This is a genomic window from Alteromonas macleodii, from assembly GCF_903772925.1.
Taxonomy (GTDB): domain Bacteria; phylum Pseudomonadota; class Gammaproteobacteria; order Enterobacterales; family Alteromonadaceae; genus Alteromonas; species Alteromonas macleodii_A.
In genome coordinates, this window is record NZ_LR812090.1 from 817,330 (window position 1) to 833,337 (window position 16,008).

A 16,008-nucleotide genomic window follows, 5' to 3' on the forward strand; every position below is an offset into this window, starting at 1 on the left:
GTTTCAGTTAATAAACAGCACAATAGGATGGGAATTGAAGCGATATGTTAATCCTTAATAGGAAGGTGCCACTATTATTCGTCTTAATCGAACATAACTTGTAACTTTTTGACTTTGGCGAGTGTCTTGAAAAAGCGTACAATGGCTCCAAATTACACGCCCAGATAGTGTGACTACTGGACAAGCCAGCCTGTAAGCATAAAAAACTACACTGCAGAGTAAACTTTTTTGAATTTGTTGGCTCTTAAAAGTAAACTGGTCAGTAAACTTTATGAGTTATGTGTGCGAAGGCACAGAAATTGAATATGCACATCGCTCATATACTTTTAATATTTTCTAAGTGGATTGATAGCGGCGTTCAAAACCAACTCAATCCAGCGTCAGGGGTCGACATTTAAGTAACTATGGATCATTTAGTTGAAGTAGATAACCTAACCTTCAAACGCGCAGATCGCATCATTTATGATGGGATTTCATTGAAGGTACCTAAGGGCAAAATTACTGCGGTAATGGGGCCTAGTGGAATAGGTAAAACCACGCTGCTGCGCCTTATTGGCGGGCAGTTAACGCCAGATGAAGGCGACGTAAAATTCGACGGCGATTCAATTGTCTCCATGTCGAGAAAGTCTCTTTACGAAACTCGTCGTAGAATGAGCATGCTTTTTCAAAGTGGTGCGCTGTTTACTGATATGAGTGTGTTCGATAATGTGGCGTTTCCGCTTCGCGAGCATACTGACCTGTCAGAAGACTTGATAGCAACGATTGTCGCTTTAAAGCTACAGGCAGTAGGGCTGCGCGGTGCGGCTAAGTTAATGCCGAGCGAACTTTCTGGTGGAATGGCGCGCAGGGCCGCCCTAGCTAGAGCGATAGCGCTAGACCCCGATTTAATTATGTACGATGAGCCTTTTGCTGGACAAGACCCCATATCCATGGGCGTGCTGGTAAAACTTATTCGAGAACTTAATGATGCTCTTGGCCTAACTAGCATTGTCGTGACCCACGACGTAACGGAAGTGCTGACCATCGCTGATTATATTTACATTTTAGCGGATAAACGCGTCATTGGTGAAGGTACAGCGCAGCAAATTAAAGAGAGCGATTCCGAATTGGTTCAACAATTCTTAAAAGGTAAAGCAGATGGCCCGGTTCCATTTCATTACCCAGCGCCTGACCTGAAAGCAAGCTTTCTGGGGGCAGATAAATGAAGTTCTTCCAATCATTAGGCGCTAAAACTATAGGGAAAGTTACTGCGATTGGTCGAGCAGCACTCATGCTGTTTGGCGCACTTATCGCTGTTCCCCGAGTAAAAAACGTCCCACTGGTTATTAAACAGTTATATGTGGTGGGTGTGCAGTCTCTGCTGATCATCATGGTATCGGGGCTATTTATTGGAATGGTTATGGCACTGCAAGGCTATACCATTTTAGTCGATTACGGAGCAGAGGGTAGCTTAGGTCCCATGGTCGCGCTTTCACTATTGCGTGAACTTGGTCCAGTAGTCACCGCATTGCTTTTTGCTGGGCGTGCCGGGTCAGCGTTGACCGCTGAAATTGGTCTTATGAAAGCCACTGAGCAATTAAGTAGTTTAGAAATGATGGCGGTAGACCCGCTAAGGCGCATAGTTGCTCCTCGTTTTTGGGCGGGAATGTTAGCCATGCCAATGCTAGCCATTATCTTTAGTGCCATTGGCATTTTAGGTGGTCATTTAGTCGGCGTAGATTGGTTAGGTGTTGATGCAGGCAGTTACTGGTCAATCATGCAGTCGACGGTTGATTGGAACCAAGATGTTATAAACGGCGTTATAAAAAGCCTCGTTTTTGCCTTGGTTGTGACGTGGATTGCCATATTTAAAGGTTACGATTCCATTCCAACATCGGAAGGGATCAGCAAAGCGACTACCGAGACGGTGGTCTATTCATCATTAGCAGTATTAGGGCTGGACTTCGTGCTTACCGCCCTTATGTTTGGTATCGAGTAGGGGATTGGAATGAGTAAGTATAAAACGGAAGTAATGGTTGGTGTGTTTGTCATGCTTACGATAGGTGCTTTGTTGTTGTTGGCACTTAAAGTTGCAAACCAAACGGTCGCAACCGAAGGCGATACCTATACCTTATACGCGAAGTTCGACAACATTGGCGGGCTAAAGCCTCGCTCTGCTGTAAAAGTGGGTGGCGTAACCGTAGGCCGTGTGTCATCTATATCTTTAGATCAAGAAGATTTCACACCGGTAGTAGAGCTATCTATTTTAAATGAATACAACGGCTTCCCTGAAACAAGTTCTGTATCTATTTTGACCTCCGGTTTGTTAGGTGAGCAATACGTAGGCTTCCAGCCTGGGTTCTCTTTTGATGGTGTTGCTAACCTACAAGATGGCGACTACCTACAAGATACAAAGTCAGCTTTGGTGCTTGAAGACCTTATCGGGCAGTTCTTATTTAACCGCGGCAGCGACGAAGACTAATCGCAGTTCAGCGGCTAAGCGTATACAACGAAGTCGTTAATTAATTCCAGCGGCCTGATGAAACTAAATACCTCATTGTCAGGTCTGCTTAAAAGAGTTTGAAGTTAGGAGAGTTATTTTGAAAAAGTTTTTCGTAGCAATTGGCATCTTTATGATGTCTGTAGCAGGTATGGCGAATGCGCAGGAAGTTAATGAACAAAACCCTTATGAGTTGGTTCAAGATGTAGCTAATAGAACGTTTGAACGAATTAAAGCAAATCAGGAAGCGATTAAAAACGACCCTGAAATGTTGCGCACTATCATGCAGGAAGAGCTTGTTCCGCATATTGATTATAAATTTGCAGCTTTCATGGTGTTAGGTAAGCACTTCAAATCTGTGCCTCAGGAAAAGATGGGCGAGTACATCAGCGTATTTCGTCAATACTTAGTGACAACGTATGCAGTTGCTATGGGCTACTACGACAACCAAGAAGTAATCTTTGAACCTGAATCTTCTTTTGATGATAAAAAGTCGGTAACTGTACGCGCGGTAGTTCAAGACCCTAATCGTCCTGAAATTAAGATTGCATTTAAGGTTCGCAAAGACAGCAAAACGAACGAATGGAAAGCATATGATATGGTTGCTGAAGGGATCAGCATGCTAAACAGTAAGCGCAGTGAGTTTGAATCAATTCTTCGTCAAGATGGCATTGATGCAGTTATCGCACTAATGCGTGACAAAATTGGCAAGCCGGTAGAGCTGAAGCAAGGCGAGCCAATTGAAATCGAAGGAGAGGCTGAGTGAGCCTATTCGAGGTAAACGATAAGGGCAATATTGTGGTTCACGGTCATCTTGACCGTGAAACGCTGTCGAAAAATTTTTGGGAAAGTTTAAGCGGCAACCAACGTAGCACGTTGCTTAGTAACAAAAAGTGCCAAGTTGATTTAGGCGATGTGGAGCGTGCAGACAGTGCCGGTTTAGCATGGCTTATTAATGCTGTTAGGGATGCAAAGCAAAATGGTGTTAGCATGACCCTTTATAAAATGCCCGAGAAGCTACAAAAGCTTGCGAAAATTAGCGACGCGGATAGCTTTTTACCCGTAGAATAAACACCAGTTAGCGAATAAAGAAGTAAGTTATGGAATTGTCTGAAATTGAAAAAATCTTGAAAGATGCGTTAGATCTTCACGAAGTCCACGTGAAGGGCGAAGGTTCGCATTTTAATATTATTGCGGTAAGCGATGCATTCAATGAAATGAGCCGCGTAAAGCGCCAGCAAGCAGTGTACGCGCCTTTAGCTGATAAAATTGCAGACGGCAGCATGCATGCAATTACCATCAAGACGTTTTCAGTAAAAGACTGGGAGCGCGAGCGCCAGTTCAACATTCCTCAATAATAGGCGTCGCTCGTGGATAAACTTGTAATAAAAAAGAGCCCTGCACTTAACGGTACAGTGCGTATCTCTGGTGCGAAAAACGCGGCATTACCGCTGTTGATGACCAGCCTACTTACCGATTCCCCTTGTCGTTATACCAACGTTCCTCGTCTTCGCGACATTAATACCACCACGGCGCTTTTGCGTGAGCTTGGTGTAGAAGTAGCACTTCCCGCGCCTAATGATATTGTTATTGATGCAAGTACACTTGAGAGTGTGACAGCGTCTTATGACTTAGTGCGTACCATGCGTGCTTCAATTTTGGTGTTAGGCCCATTGTTAGCTAAGCAGGGTAAAGCGAACGTGTCTTTGCCTGGTGGTTGTGCCATAGGTGCACGCCCGGTAAACCTTCATTTAACTGGCCTTGAAAAGATGGGCGCAAAGATTGAAGTAGACGAAGGCTATATTCGTGCTGAAGTTGATGGTCGCTTAAAAGGAGCGCGTATCTTTATGGATATGGTGAGTGTAGGCGCTACCGAAAACCTACTGATGGCAGCAGCATTGGCAGACGGTACGACTATTTTGGAAAACGCGGCACGTGAACCTGAAATTGTTGATTTGGCGAACTGTCTTATTCAAATGGGCGCCAAGATCAGTGGTGCAGGGAGCGATAAAATTACCATTGAAGGTGTGGAAACCTTGAATGGTTGTGATTATGCCGTACTGCCAGATCGCATTGAAACCGGTACTTTCCTGGTAGCAGCGGCTGTAACAGGCGGTAAAGTCCGCTGTACTCATGCGGCACCAGATACGTTAGATGCTGTACTAGATAAACTAGAGCAAGCTGGTGCGAAGATCACCGTGGGCGAAGACTGGATTGAGCTAGATATGGAAGGGCGTAAGCCACAGGCTGTGCGCGTTAAAACCGCACCACACCCAGCATTTCCTACAGATATGCAGGCCCAGTTTGTTACCCTTAACTGCGTTGCCGAGGGCACAGGCGTAATAACAGAAACGATTTTCGAGAATCGCTTTATGCATGTACCAGAGTTACAGCGCATGGGCGCAGAAATCGCACTTGAAGCTAACTCAGCCGTGTCTAAGGGCAGTTCAAGTTTGAAAGGGGCGCCAGTAATGGCTACTGACCTTCGCGCCTCAGCAAGCTTGGTTATCGCTGGGCTTATCGCAGAAGGTGAGACTCACGTAAATCGTATTTACCACTTAGACCGTGGTTATGAATCAATAGAAGAGAAATTGGGTGGCTTAGGTGCCATCATCGAGCGAGTTAAAGAGTAAACCTTAGACCTTGCACATGAAAAAGCGCCGCATTTGCCCATGCGGCGCTTTTTTTATGCATAAAACTTTACTTACCTAATTCTTTCGCGGAGGCTTTTTACAACAGTTATAGAAGCTTAAGCGGTAACTATTGGTAAGTACTATTATGGTAAAAACTACTAAGGCTATTGCCCCGCTCGGAGTTCTCCAACAGTTGCTGTCAGCGTAATTGATTGCCCATCGCGGCTAAGTTCAATTTCAAGCTCAGTGCCAGGCTCTGTTTCAGCAATCATATCCAGTGTTTTTGATGCGCTTTCTAAACGCACACCATCAATGGCTACTATGATGTCACCCGGGCGAATACCTGCGATGTCGGCAGGGCTGCCTTTAGCTACCGCCTGTACATCAATGCCTGGGCGATTGCGGTTCTCTCCGCCTACAAAACCAAGTTGGCCGCGCACAACCCGGCCATTGCTGATAATCTCATCCATAACGCGCTTAGCCAGTTCATAAGGAACAGCGAAGTTAATTCCATCTACATTGCGAGCGCGATTGTTAGAATCTAGCACTTGGAAATTGGCGTTGGTGATACCTAGCAAAATGCCGTTACTATCTACCAAAGCACCACCCGAGTTTCCTTGGTTTAATACGGCATCGGTTTGAATAAAATCCACATAGTTTGACAGGCCATTGCGACCTGCTCTACTTACGATCCCTTGGGTTATGGTTTGCCCCAAGTCAAAAGGGTTACCAATTGCCATTACCACGTCGCCCACATGGGTATCGGGTTCTGAAACCTGAGGAATAATGTGTAGGTTGTCAGCCGTGACTTTCAATACGGCAAGGTCGGTGAGGGGGTCAGTACCTACAATTTGTGCTTCTAAAATGCGCCCGTCTTGCACTGCTACGTAGATACTGTCGGCATTGGCTACAACGTGGTGGCAGGTAAGCAGGTAGCCGTTCTCTGTCATGATAACGCCAGAGCCCAAATTGGTACGCCCACGCGATTGATTTCGAAATAGACCAGAGCCGTTTTCGATACTAACACTATAAATGTTCACGACGGCTGGTGCGGACCGGCTCAACGCTGAAAAATAGCTTTCGCGACTGGCGCTAACAGATGGCTCATTGAAAAAGCCTTGGGCGAGCCCCTTACCTTGCCTAAGTTCTGGCAAAAAAATCAACAGCAAAGCCGCAACGGCAACGCCTAGGATGATAGATTTTAGTAAGAAGTTAAATATTGAGCGGCCAGTCACAAGTCACACTTATTGTTGTCTGTCGCACTTACTCCATACGCACCGTTATTGAGGTACTACTTCACAAATTAAAAGCGCAACAATCTGAATTTATCGTTATTAATGTAAAGGATATCACTTTATTCACTAAACTACCGTAATGAAAAGCAAATTTTGTGTAACTCAATACGTCACAAGAGATGGTTAGAAAGTAAGCTAATGTGGATAGGGCTGAGGGGATAGTGTAGCTCAATAGAAAACGGCGCTTTAAAAGCGCCGTTTAACATGTATTCCTGTTTAGGAATTAGTGACTTTGAGAACTGAGCTCTACTGTCTGATAACCAAGTAAAGGGTAGAGTTACCGCGTTTTACATTAAGTGCGATAACGCCTTTGGCTTCGTCTAGTGCGTTTCTGAACTCCGCAACCGTTGATGTGCGAACGCGGTTAACACCAATGATCACATCTTCAGATTGAAGACCAATACGCGCCGCAGGTGCACCACGCTCAATCTCTGATACAACTACACCAGCATTGCCAGCATCGTCAGTACCATTAGACAGTGTGGCACCTTCTAGGGCTGGGTGAATCTGAGCCGCAGTTACCGTGGTATCAGTAGCATCGTCTAATACAACGTCTACGTTCATTTTCTTACCTTTACGCATAACGGTTAGCTCAACCTCTGCGCCAGCCCCCATACTCGCAATTTTTGCACGCAGTTCTTGGAAGCTGTGAAGCTTGCGACCGTTAATCGCCGTAATGATATCGCCTGCTTGAAGACCGCCTTTCTCTGCGGCAGAATCAGGCTGTACTTCGCTTACGAACGCACCAATATTAACCTCGGCATTCATAGCTTCGGCTAGGCCTGCATCAATATCACTACCTAGAATACCCAAGAGACCTCGGCGTACTTCACCAAACTCAGCAATTTGATCGACAAGGCTTTTCATCATATTGGCAGGAATAGCAAAGCCAATACCTACGTTGCCGCCATTAGGGCCAAAAATAGCGGTATTAATACCAACCAATTCACCGTGAAGGTTAACCAATGCGCCACCTGAGTTACCGCGATTAATTGCAGCGTCAGTTTGAATGAAGTCTTCGTAACCGCCAATGTTTAAGCCTGAACGGCCTAAAGCACTTACAATGCCTGAGGTTACGGTTTGAGAAAGACCGAATGGATTGCCAATGGCGACCACAAAGTCACCAACGCGCACTACGTCAGAATCGGCAAGCGGCAACGCTTTTAAATCATCCGGCTCAATCTTAAGCAAAGCAATATCACTTTGCTCGTCAGAGCCCAACTTTTTGGCTTTGAACTCGCGTCCGTCTGTTAATTTAACTGTTATTTCGTCCGCGTTATCAACAACGTGATTGTTGGTAACTACATAACCTTTGTCAGCATCAATAATGACACCAGAACCAAGACCACGGAAAGGACGTTCTTGAACTTGCTCTTGCGGCGCACCAAAGAAGTAGCGAAACATTTCTGGTACGCGCTGTGTAGAAGTTTGCGTACCTTCCACTGCGATACTGACTACCGCAGGGGTCGCTTCTTCGAGCATAGGGGCTAAAGACGGCACTTCGTCTTTTGAATCAGAAAAAAACGGTAACGCCGCCTGCGTACTAGCAGTAAAGCCCAGTGAACTTACAACAACGGCAGACGCCAATAGACAATGGCGGAAAGACATTTTCATGTTCGCTTACACTCCTTCATGTTATATGCGACATAGCATGGTTTCACTAAAAGAGTCTGACGCTGGAATAAAGTTCCCGATGTTACTGTTTTTCTGCGTTATTCTGCTCAGAACCGCCGACGAACAACCCAGACCCTGTATTCGCAAAGTCTTTTGGTTGAGTATCAGAAACACGATTTACTTTAGACTTGTCAGTCCCTTTCAAATTATTGCGTAAATAGGTTGTAGCTTGCTCCCCGTAGAAAGGAACCTTGCTATCTTCTTCATCGCTGCCTTGTTCAAGCAGCATTTCATACTCTTCAATCTGTTGTTTTAGCGTTTCGCACTGACTCTCAATGCTTTCTAAGCTTTGACGAGTTTGATGTATATGATGCTGCGCCTGTTGTGCGAGGATCTCTTTAACTTGCTTCTCAGTTTGTGCAGCATTACCTGCGCCTTGCTTTTGTTGAAGAAAGCGACCAGCGAAAAAGCCAATAATTAAACCAACAACTAACAAAGCAAGAGATACTAACAATTCCATTATATTCTCCGAATAAATCTACATCGTGCAGCCGACCTTTGTTTCTACGATCTAAAAGCTGCTTTCGACCATATGCTGAATATAGCAAGGTCAAACCCGAAAAGCGCATACATAGTTTCATTTATTCAGTGTATGTCGAATTTCAATGTGAGATTCTACCGTGATTTCCATTAAAATTAAGGTCATAATTGAGAAATTCAAGCAGGTCGGTGCAGCGTGCGCCGCTATTGACTTTTGTACGGAGTGGTTTCGGCGATGACGCCATGGGAAAAATATCAGCTAGATCTTCAGACGTCTGATTTTCATTATGACGCGGCACAAGAAAATGCAGTAAAAGAACTTCAGCGTTTGTACGATGAACTGACCGAGCCCAAAAAGAAAATGACTTGGCGGGTTAAGTTAAAAGCTGCGTTTGGTAAAGGACATGCCAAACCGGGTATTCAAGGCATTTACTTTTATGGCGGCGTAGGACGAGGTAAAACTTATTTAGTGGATACCTTCTACGATTGCTTGCCGTTTGAAAAGAAAATGCGCGTGCATTTTCACCGTTTCATGTATCGCGTGCACGACGAACTTAAGCAACTTAAAAGCGAACAAGATCCTTTGAAGTTAGTGGCGGCAAAGCTGGCAGAAGAAGCGCGGGTTATCTGTTTTGACGAGTTTTTCGTATCTGATATTACCGACGCCATGATTTTAGGTACCCTAATGGAAGAGTTATTTGGTCACGGTATTGTGCTGGTGGCTACCTCTAACATAGTGCCTGACGATTTGTATAAAAACGGATTGCAGCGTGCGAGATTCCTACCAGCAATTGACCTGCTCAACCAAAACACTCGTGTGGTAAATGTTGATAGTGGTATTGATTATCGCTTGAGAACCCTAGAGCAAGCTGAAATTTATCACTACCCACTTGATAATGAAGCCACAGAAAATTTGCATAGTTATTTTTCTCAGTTAGCGCCAGAAGAAGGCTCTAAAGGTGAAGATATTGAGGTAAATAACCGTAAAATTGCAACCCTTCGAAACGCAGATGGCGTATTGATGATCGACTTCAAAGCACTATGTGGAGGGCCCAGAAGCCAGAGCGATTACATTGAGTTAAGCCGTTGTTATCATTCGGTGCTTTTAGCCAATGTTGCCGAAATGGGCCAGCATAATGACGATGTGGCGCGCCGCTTTATTGCGATGGTAGACGAGTTCTACGAGCGTAACGTGAAACTCATCATTTCGGCAGAAGTAGCGCTAGAAAACCTTTATACCCAAGGCCTTCTAAACTTCGAGTTTAGACGCTGTCTTAGCCGCTTAAAGGAAATGCAGTCACACGATTATCTGGCCACAGAACATTTACCATAGCCAAAGTGTGTGGGGTCAGAGTACATTTATGTCTAATAAGAGCGGGTAAGCACTATGCTTGCGTCCCTTGAAAGGGGATTCACATTGGTATTAGAGGAAAATTAAGGTAGAATTTCGCACAATTTTTCTGTGTTGCTAAATCAGCGTTTAGTTTGGGAAAGGTTGCACCTAGCAATTTTTGCAATGCCTCGTTTCGCATTAACTCCAAATAAGACAAAGCGGCGCAGCCTGATAAAAGGTTCAGGCAAATAGTACCCCGATAAAACCCAACGCAGCATTTCAAATTGCGAGAAAGAGAATTTTAAGATGGGAAGAGCATTCGAAGTTCGTAAAGCCGCCATGGCAAAAACTGCCGGCGCAAAAACTAAGGTTTATTCTAAGTACGGTAAAGAAATTTACGTGTGCGCAAAAAATGGTGGTGCTGATCCAGACACTAACCTTTCACTTCGCCGCCTAATGGAAAAAGCGAAGAAAGACCAAGTACCAAGCCATGTTATCGAAAAAGCGATTGATAAAGCGGCTGGTGGTGCTGGCGAAGATTTTCAGCCCATGCGTTACGAAGGCTTTGGCCCGGGTAACTGTATGGTTATTGTTGACTGCTTGTCTGACAATGCAAACCGTACCATTACCGAGGTGCGCAACTGCTTCACTAAAACAAATGCCAAGCTAGGTGCGCAGGGTGCGGTATCGCATATGTTCGATCACCAAGCGGTATTCCAGTTTGAAGGTGACGACGAAGACGCTATTTTAGAAGTGCTGATGGAAGCAGACGTAGACGTAACTGATGTTGAAGTTGAAGACGGTAAAGTTACCGTTTATGCGCCGCACACTGAATTCTATCAAGTAAAAACAGCGCTAACTGAAGCCTACCCAGATATTACGTTTATTGCCGATGAGATGAGCTGGATGCCTCAGACTGAAACTGAGATCAGCGAAGAAGATATGCCTATGTTTGAAAAATTCATGGACATGCTTAACGACTGTGACGACGTCCAAGACGTATACCACAACGCGATTACGCCGAGCAGTAACTAATAAACACAAACCTCATGAATAAAAAAACCTCGCCAATGTGAAGTGACCCCCATTAGTTGGACATTCCAATTATTGGGGGTCTTTTTATGTGCTCAAACGTTTAACTGCGTTTAAAGATAAACTGTTTCGTACTTTATCGGTGCTAACTTTTTTAAAATACGATTTTCCTGTTGATAGGTCAGGCCTACATCGCGCATAGCACCTTGAACATACTCTACCAAAATATAGAATTCACGCTCTTTGATGTTAAGACCTTTGTGAGACTCTAACATTGATTTACCATCGTACTCGCAAGGTCCACCAATAAGCTCACAGGTTTGCAAAACGAGCTGGTCTCGTAGATGCTTTTTTGGCACCCCTTTAAAGTAGTGACCAATTACAGGGTCAGTGTAAATACGGGTGATAGCCACACCATAGACAGTGTTCAGCGTTTTATGGCCACCAATTTCATCATACAGACTTTGCTTTTCAGTACTTGCACAACCAGAAAGCAAAATGTTTAGTAGCGCTAGTGCTGCAATAGGAATACATTTCAACAATTTCATATGTGGTAACTCCCCATTAAAAATTGCCATTTACCGTTAGGTAGAAGCCACTTGAGCTCTCTTGCAGCGGTAAATTACCTAAATCCACATAGGCAGCGGTAATTGAAATAGACTTATTTGGAAAGTAAGCAATAAAAGCATCAATAACCGTGTCCTCTTCGGCTAGCCCACCTAACCGATTAGTTTGCGTTCGAAACTCAGTGCCAATTGCCGTGGTAGGGCTGATTAATACTGCAACGGAGCCTTCCCACTCAACTTTTGCATTGTCGTTTCCTTCAGCACCAAAACCCAATAGGCCAAAAACATTAGCCTTAGTGTACCTGGCGGTTAAATTAGTAAGTAAATTATAGCCTGACGGTGTGCCCAACCATAATTTAGTCGCTGAAAGGTAGATGTCAGTGCCGCTGTCGTCCTTCGCGCCTAACAGTAAAGGTACCCCTATTTCAGGAAGTGGAACGGTGCCATCTGGCAATGAAAGCGAACTATCAACATCTCTATTTTTCTTATACTGGGCGCCTAAAGCGATTTGTGGCGCCCATGAGTTTTGGGTAAAAACGCCATCACCGAATAATTTAACCTTTGCCCCCACAATATCTTGCTCGATAGTTGTACTGTTAGCATTGGTCACCGCACCTTCTGTTAGTAGCGCAAAAACATTGCTGGTTAACCCGGCTGAAATATCTAAGCGCTGGCGCTGTATGCTAATTTCAACGCGGTCAAAAAGACTTATGCCAGCTCCAGCAGTAGTGAGTGAGTAATCGCTAAGGCTTAAGTATTGAACATTGGCAGAATAGCTAATTTCTTCTTTACTCGTGTAACCGCCAATAAATGCCCAAGGTGTTATGCCGCCACCTGCGGTACCTTCAAAGCCGGTAATTCCGCCTGAGGCTATTAAGCGAGAGCCGCTATCCGCGTTTACTAACGGCGATAAAAAAAGTAAGGGAAGTAACAAGCGCTTTATCATTTATTGAGCCTAATAGTGTTATTGCGGTGGTAGAATTGGATTATCATAGCGTTATTCGCGTTCTTTTACGTTTACAGTAATCTGATTTAGCAGTTCATGCCACGGTAGTGGACAAGAAAGATAATAACCTTGCGCCCAATCGCACCCAAGGCTCTTTAAGTAAGCGAGCTGTGCTTCTGTCTCTACACCTTCCGCTATTACGCGAAGACCGTAGAGTTTGGCAAGATTTTGAATAATCATGACCATTTTACTACGCGACTTAGAAGCAGAGAAAAGATCGTTAACGAAGGAGCGATCTATCTTCAAGCAATTGGCGGGGTAGTGAATTAGCTGGCTGAAAGCTGTATAGCCTGTTCCAAAGTCATCAAGCGCTAAAGAAACGCCTAGCTCGTTTAATGCTTTAAGCGTTTCTAGGCAGGTCATGTCACCAGCAACAAACGCTGTTTCTGTTATCTCTAATTCAACGCGTTCAGGTGAAACATTGTTTTTCATTAAAAGCGCTTTAACTTGAGAAGGAAAATTTTCGTTATTGAGTTCTACACCAGATACGTTAATACACATCTTCCCTTCGAAGGCGCAAGAGCTTTGTAATTGCGTTAGCGCATTTAACGCATTATCAATGACCCACAAATCGATTTCTTTAATAAGACCGGTAGATTCTGCAACGGGAATAAAGTCGTCAGGTCCAATACCCTTTAATTCTTCGTTTTGGCACCTAAGCAACGCTTCCACTGCGACAATAGCGTTATCTTTGCAATCAAATATTGGCATGTATACCAGTGAAAATTGACTTTCACTGAGAGCCATTCTCAGCCCTTTTTCTATTTTTTGGCGTTGCTGCAACGCCATTGCTATATCCTTAGTGAAGAACCTGTAGCAGTTACGACCGTTATTTTTCGCATCATACATCGCCGCATCAGCATGTTGCAGCAATGTTGCTGGTTCGACTGCATCATCAGGGTAAACAGCTATACCTATACTGGCGTATACGTTATGAGAAACGCCGTCAACATCAAACCCATTGTCAAACACGCGTAAAATGCGTTCTGCGGCTTTGCTGGCATCTTGCGGTTTTTTCATATCAGGTAAAATTACGACGAATTCGTCCCCCGCTAGCCTGGCCAGACTATCTTTATTTGGCTTAAATAATTGGTCGCTAGGTCGAATGACTTCCCATAGCCGTTCACTAAATTCGAGTAGTAAGCGGTCTCCAGCCTCATGACCAAACTGGTCATTTACCTGTTTAAAATTATCAAGGTCGATATAAAGTAGCCCTATGCGATTCTTGTCTTTTTTAGCACGACTGATCAAACGCTGAAGATTGTTTTTAAAATTCCAGCGATTAGGGAGGCCTGTCAATGTGTCGAAAAACGCCATTTGGCGGACATCGTCAGCATGAAGTTGAATGATGGTGCGATAGGCCTGTTCTTCTGAATAGAGCGCAGCTAAGCAAATAACGTTCAGTGCCAGCATGGTAAGAACAAAACGTATTGCCTCGACTAACGAGTAGCTAGTCATTAGTAAAAAAGACAGCGGCGTAAATAGCAAAAGCAGGCTAGCAATTGTGAAAAAGGAAAAGATGACAACCGCAGGCCAAAAGCGATTAATAAAAAGGTTAATAGCCATAATTGGGTAAATCCACAGCATACCCGTATTGTCTTTTCCGCCAGTGATAAGCAATGAAATAGAAAGAAAACACAAAATACCGCTAAGCACGGTGGCAGCGCGCTCTACATTACCGGAGCGTTTTAGAATGTACAGGTTAATCAAACCGACAAACGCACAGCCTAATAGTAAGATACCTAGAAAGCGTGCGTTACTAATTAGATTAATGCTGCCTAAGGCTAGAAGAAACAGCACTCCAATGATGGTTAAGACTTGGCATAATCGATAGCGCCTGCGAAATCGGACGGCGACCATTTCTTGCTGACCCGTCGTTGAGTCATGAGTTTGAATTTGGTTCTCCAAAATACTATTTATATCCATCCAGTAAAAGGTTTTTACTTTTTTGGCGTTTAACCTAGGTTAGCCTGCTACCAATATATTGCCGTTCTTCGTAAAAGATAGACTACCTCACTAACCTATTCAATTATTCTTACAGATTATCACCTTGTCGCTTAGTTATTGATTGATATTAGGTATTTCTAATTTTTGTGTGTTTGGAAAATAAGCAGAAATAAGCCCTAACTTGTAAGGATTCATCACAGTTTCAAAAATATTTTGAAACTGATTCAGCTATTAGAGGGCTTATCATTGAAAAGGTGAATCAATACCATACGCACAACTTTTAGATTGTTCCCATTTATATATTGAGGAGTTAGTTGTGTCTCATCCAATTATCGAAGATTTAAACAAGCGTTATACAGTTAAGAAGTACGATGCTAACAAACGCATTTCAGCTGACGACCTTGCTACCATTCTTGAAGCTTTGCGTCTATCAGCGTCTTCTATCAACTCTCAGCCTTGGAAGTTTGTTGTAGTAGAAAGCGACGAAGCGAAACAGCGTCTACACGATAGCTTTGAAAATAAGCATCAGTTTAACCAGCTTCACGCGAAAGAAGCGTCGCATACTATTTTGTTTGCTTACGACCCTAAATTCACTAAAGAAAAGTTTGTTAAACGTGTAGATGCAGAAGTCGCTTCTGGTCATTTACCTGAAGATATGCGTGAAAACTTTATGGGTGCTTATGCCTTCGCTGAAGCGAATACCGATGAAAATGGTAACAACGCAGCATGGACTAAAGCGCAGGTTTATCTTGCACTTGGAAATGCAATGCACACGTTGGCTCGTTTGGGTATCGCCTCTACACCGATGGAAGGTGTGGATCCTGATTTGCTTGGCGAACTATTCAAAGACGAACTAGACGGCCACGTTTGTGAAGTGGCATTGGCTATGGGCTACCCTGATACCGAGCAAGACTGGAACCACGGCCTACCTAAGGCCCGATTGCCAAAAGATGACGTAATTGCAGTGGTTTAACCCTCTTATAGAACAGCCAGCTGTTTTAAGTATGAAATGTGAAAGAGCGCCTTTAACGGCGCTCTTTTATTTTTAAGACTCGTGCAAACTAGCGTTGAAAATAATCTGTCCGCCCCCATCTCACTCGCTTGACTGAAATAGTATTATTAATAAAACCAGCCTAAATATCGTGCGCGCTTTTATAAAACGCTATAGCCCTTCTTCATTTACGCCGTTTCTTGTGGCGTGGGTATTGTCGTATCTAATTGTTAGTACGGGTTTTCAGACACCTGATGTAGCGAATAATGCTGAAGTTACGTCGCAGTCTCCACTGGCCAAGTTTGTTCACAGCACGCAAAGCTACTCTCTTAGGTTTAGCACAACTAAACTAACCGATGATAAAGGCGAAAAGCTTACCGACGCAGAGCCGCCAGGTTTAATATCGGCATCGCTAAACTTTGCCTTCTACAAAGCGTCATCCACCAAGGTGCCATCAGCAGGCCCTTTCTTTACTGATAAAACGTGGGTAAAAGCGAGCCCTAGAGGTCCACCTACCATCCTGAGTTAACCCCTTTACACGCGCTAACGTGAAAGCAAAGCTTCTTTGCTTC

The 16,008-nt window shown here is 44.1% G+C and carries 17 protein-coding genes; 11 read left to right on the forward strand and 6 right to left on the reverse strand.

Translation table 11 applies throughout. The features are described 5' to 3' along the window. Positions 1–404 precede the first annotated feature (404 nt). From mlaF to murA, 7 genes are all read left to right on the forward strand, one after another. Positions 405–1,205, forward strand: coding sequence for a phospholipid ABC transporter ATP-binding protein MlaF (mlaF, locus tag PCAR9_RS03650; RefSeq protein WP_179982446.1), 801 nt, complete (start codon positions 405–407; stop codon positions 1,203–1,205). Next, positions 1,202–1,978 (forward strand): lipid asymmetry maintenance ABC transporter permease subunit MlaE, encoded by a 777-nt coding sequence (mlaE, locus tag PCAR9_RS03655; protein ID WP_179982447.1) that lies wholly within the window; start codon positions 1,202–1,204, stop codon positions 1,976–1,978. The genes mlaF and mlaE overlap by 4 nt, the downstream gene beginning before the upstream one ends. Before the next feature lie 9 nt (positions 1,979–1,987). Further along, complete coding sequence (mlaD, locus tag PCAR9_RS03660) at positions 1,988–2,461, forward strand: outer membrane lipid asymmetry maintenance protein MlaD (protein ID WP_012517348.1); 474 nt, start codon at positions 1,988–1,990, stop codon at positions 2,459–2,461. Positions 2,462–2,579: 118 nt separating this feature from the next. Further along, complete coding sequence (locus PCAR9_RS03665; protein WP_179982448.1) at positions 2,580–3,245, forward strand: MlaC/ttg2D family ABC transporter substrate-binding protein; 666 nt, start codon at positions 2,580–2,582, stop codon at positions 3,243–3,245. Then, positions 3,242–3,550, forward strand: a complete 309-nt coding sequence (locus PCAR9_RS03670; protein WP_179982449.1) for an STAS domain-containing protein — start codon at positions 3,242–3,244, stop codon at positions 3,548–3,550. The genes PCAR9_RS03665 and PCAR9_RS03670 overlap by 4 nt, the downstream gene beginning before the upstream one ends. Before the next feature lie 29 nt (positions 3,551–3,579). Then, the gene (locus PCAR9_RS03675; protein ID WP_012517351.1) at positions 3,580–3,837 is read left to right on the forward strand and encodes a BolA family protein; all 258 of its coding nucleotides are present in this window, start codon (positions 3,580–3,582) and stop codon (positions 3,835–3,837) included. A 12-nt stretch (positions 3,838–3,849) separates the two neighbouring features. Continuing rightward, complete coding sequence (gene murA / locus PCAR9_RS03680; RefSeq protein ID WP_179982450.1) at positions 3,850–5,112, forward strand: UDP-N-acetylglucosamine 1-carboxyvinyltransferase; 1,263 nt, start codon at positions 3,850–3,852, stop codon at positions 5,110–5,112. Positions 5,113–5,276: 164 nt separating this feature from the next. Here the strand turns inward: murA and PCAR9_RS03685 are convergent, their stop codons facing one another. The 3 genes from PCAR9_RS03685 to PCAR9_RS03695 form a co-directional block, all read right to left on the reverse strand. Next, entirely contained in the window at positions 5,277–6,347 is a 1,071-nt protein-coding gene (locus tag PCAR9_RS03685; RefSeq protein ID WP_179982451.1) for a trypsin-like peptidase domain-containing protein, read from the reverse strand. 306 nt (positions 6,348–6,653) lie between these two features. Then, positions 6,654–8,015, reverse strand: a complete 1,362-nt coding sequence (locus PCAR9_RS03690; RefSeq protein ID WP_179985145.1) for a DegQ family serine endoprotease — start codon at positions 8,013–8,015, stop codon at positions 6,654–6,656. Positions 8,016–8,103: 88 nt separating this feature from the next. After that, positions 8,104–8,541: a ZapG family protein gene (locus PCAR9_RS03695; protein WP_118490195.1), complete on the reverse strand. Its 438-nt coding sequence runs from the start codon at positions 8,539–8,541 to the stop codon at positions 8,104–8,106. A 255-nt stretch (positions 8,542–8,796) separates the two neighbouring features. Between PCAR9_RS03695 and zapE the strand changes: the two genes are divergently transcribed. Together zapE and PCAR9_RS03705 are read left to right on the forward strand one after the other, a co-directional pair. Continuing rightward, positions 8,797–9,894, forward strand: a complete 1,098-nt coding sequence (gene zapE / locus PCAR9_RS03700) for a cell division protein ZapE (protein WP_179982452.1) — start codon at positions 8,797–8,799, stop codon at positions 9,892–9,894. Between the two features lie 306 nt (positions 9,895–10,200). Next, positions 10,201–10,929, forward strand: coding sequence for a YebC/PmpR family DNA-binding transcriptional regulator (locus PCAR9_RS03705; RefSeq protein WP_024015752.1), 729 nt, complete (start codon positions 10,201–10,203; stop codon positions 10,927–10,929). A gap of 110 nt (positions 10,930–11,039) precedes the next feature. Here the strand turns inward: PCAR9_RS03705 and PCAR9_RS03710 are convergent, their stop codons facing one another. The 3 genes from PCAR9_RS03710 to PCAR9_RS03720 are packed head-to-tail and all read right to left on the reverse strand — an operon-like array spanning position 11,040 to position 14,424. Further along, complete coding sequence (locus PCAR9_RS03710; protein ID WP_179982453.1) at positions 11,040–11,474, reverse strand: group I truncated hemoglobin; 435 nt, start codon at positions 11,472–11,474, stop codon at positions 11,040–11,042. Between the two features lie 16 nt (positions 11,475–11,490). Further along, positions 11,491–12,438, reverse strand: a complete 948-nt coding sequence (locus tag PCAR9_RS03715; protein WP_179982454.1) for a DUF3034 family protein — start codon at positions 12,436–12,438, stop codon at positions 11,491–11,493. Between the two features lie 51 nt (positions 12,439–12,489). Continuing rightward, a complete protein-coding gene (locus PCAR9_RS03720; RefSeq protein WP_179982455.1) occupies positions 12,490–14,424 on the reverse strand; it encodes a putative bifunctional diguanylate cyclase/phosphodiesterase in 1,935 nt (644 codons plus the stop codon). 337 nt (positions 14,425–14,761) lie between these two features. On the opposite strand from PCAR9_RS03720, the gene PCAR9_RS03725 reads away from it, so the two are divergent. After that, on the forward strand, positions 14,762–15,418 hold the full coding sequence (locus PCAR9_RS03725; protein WP_179982456.1) for an NAD(P)H-dependent oxidoreductase: 657 nt from the start codon (positions 14,762–14,764) through the stop codon (positions 15,416–15,418). A gap of 232 nt (positions 15,419–15,650) precedes the next feature. Further along, a complete protein-coding gene (locus tag PCAR9_RS03730; RefSeq protein ID WP_232091109.1) occupies positions 15,651–15,965 on the forward strand; it encodes a hypothetical protein in 315 nt (104 codons plus the stop codon). The last annotated feature ends 43 nt before the right edge of the window (positions 15,966–16,008 follow it).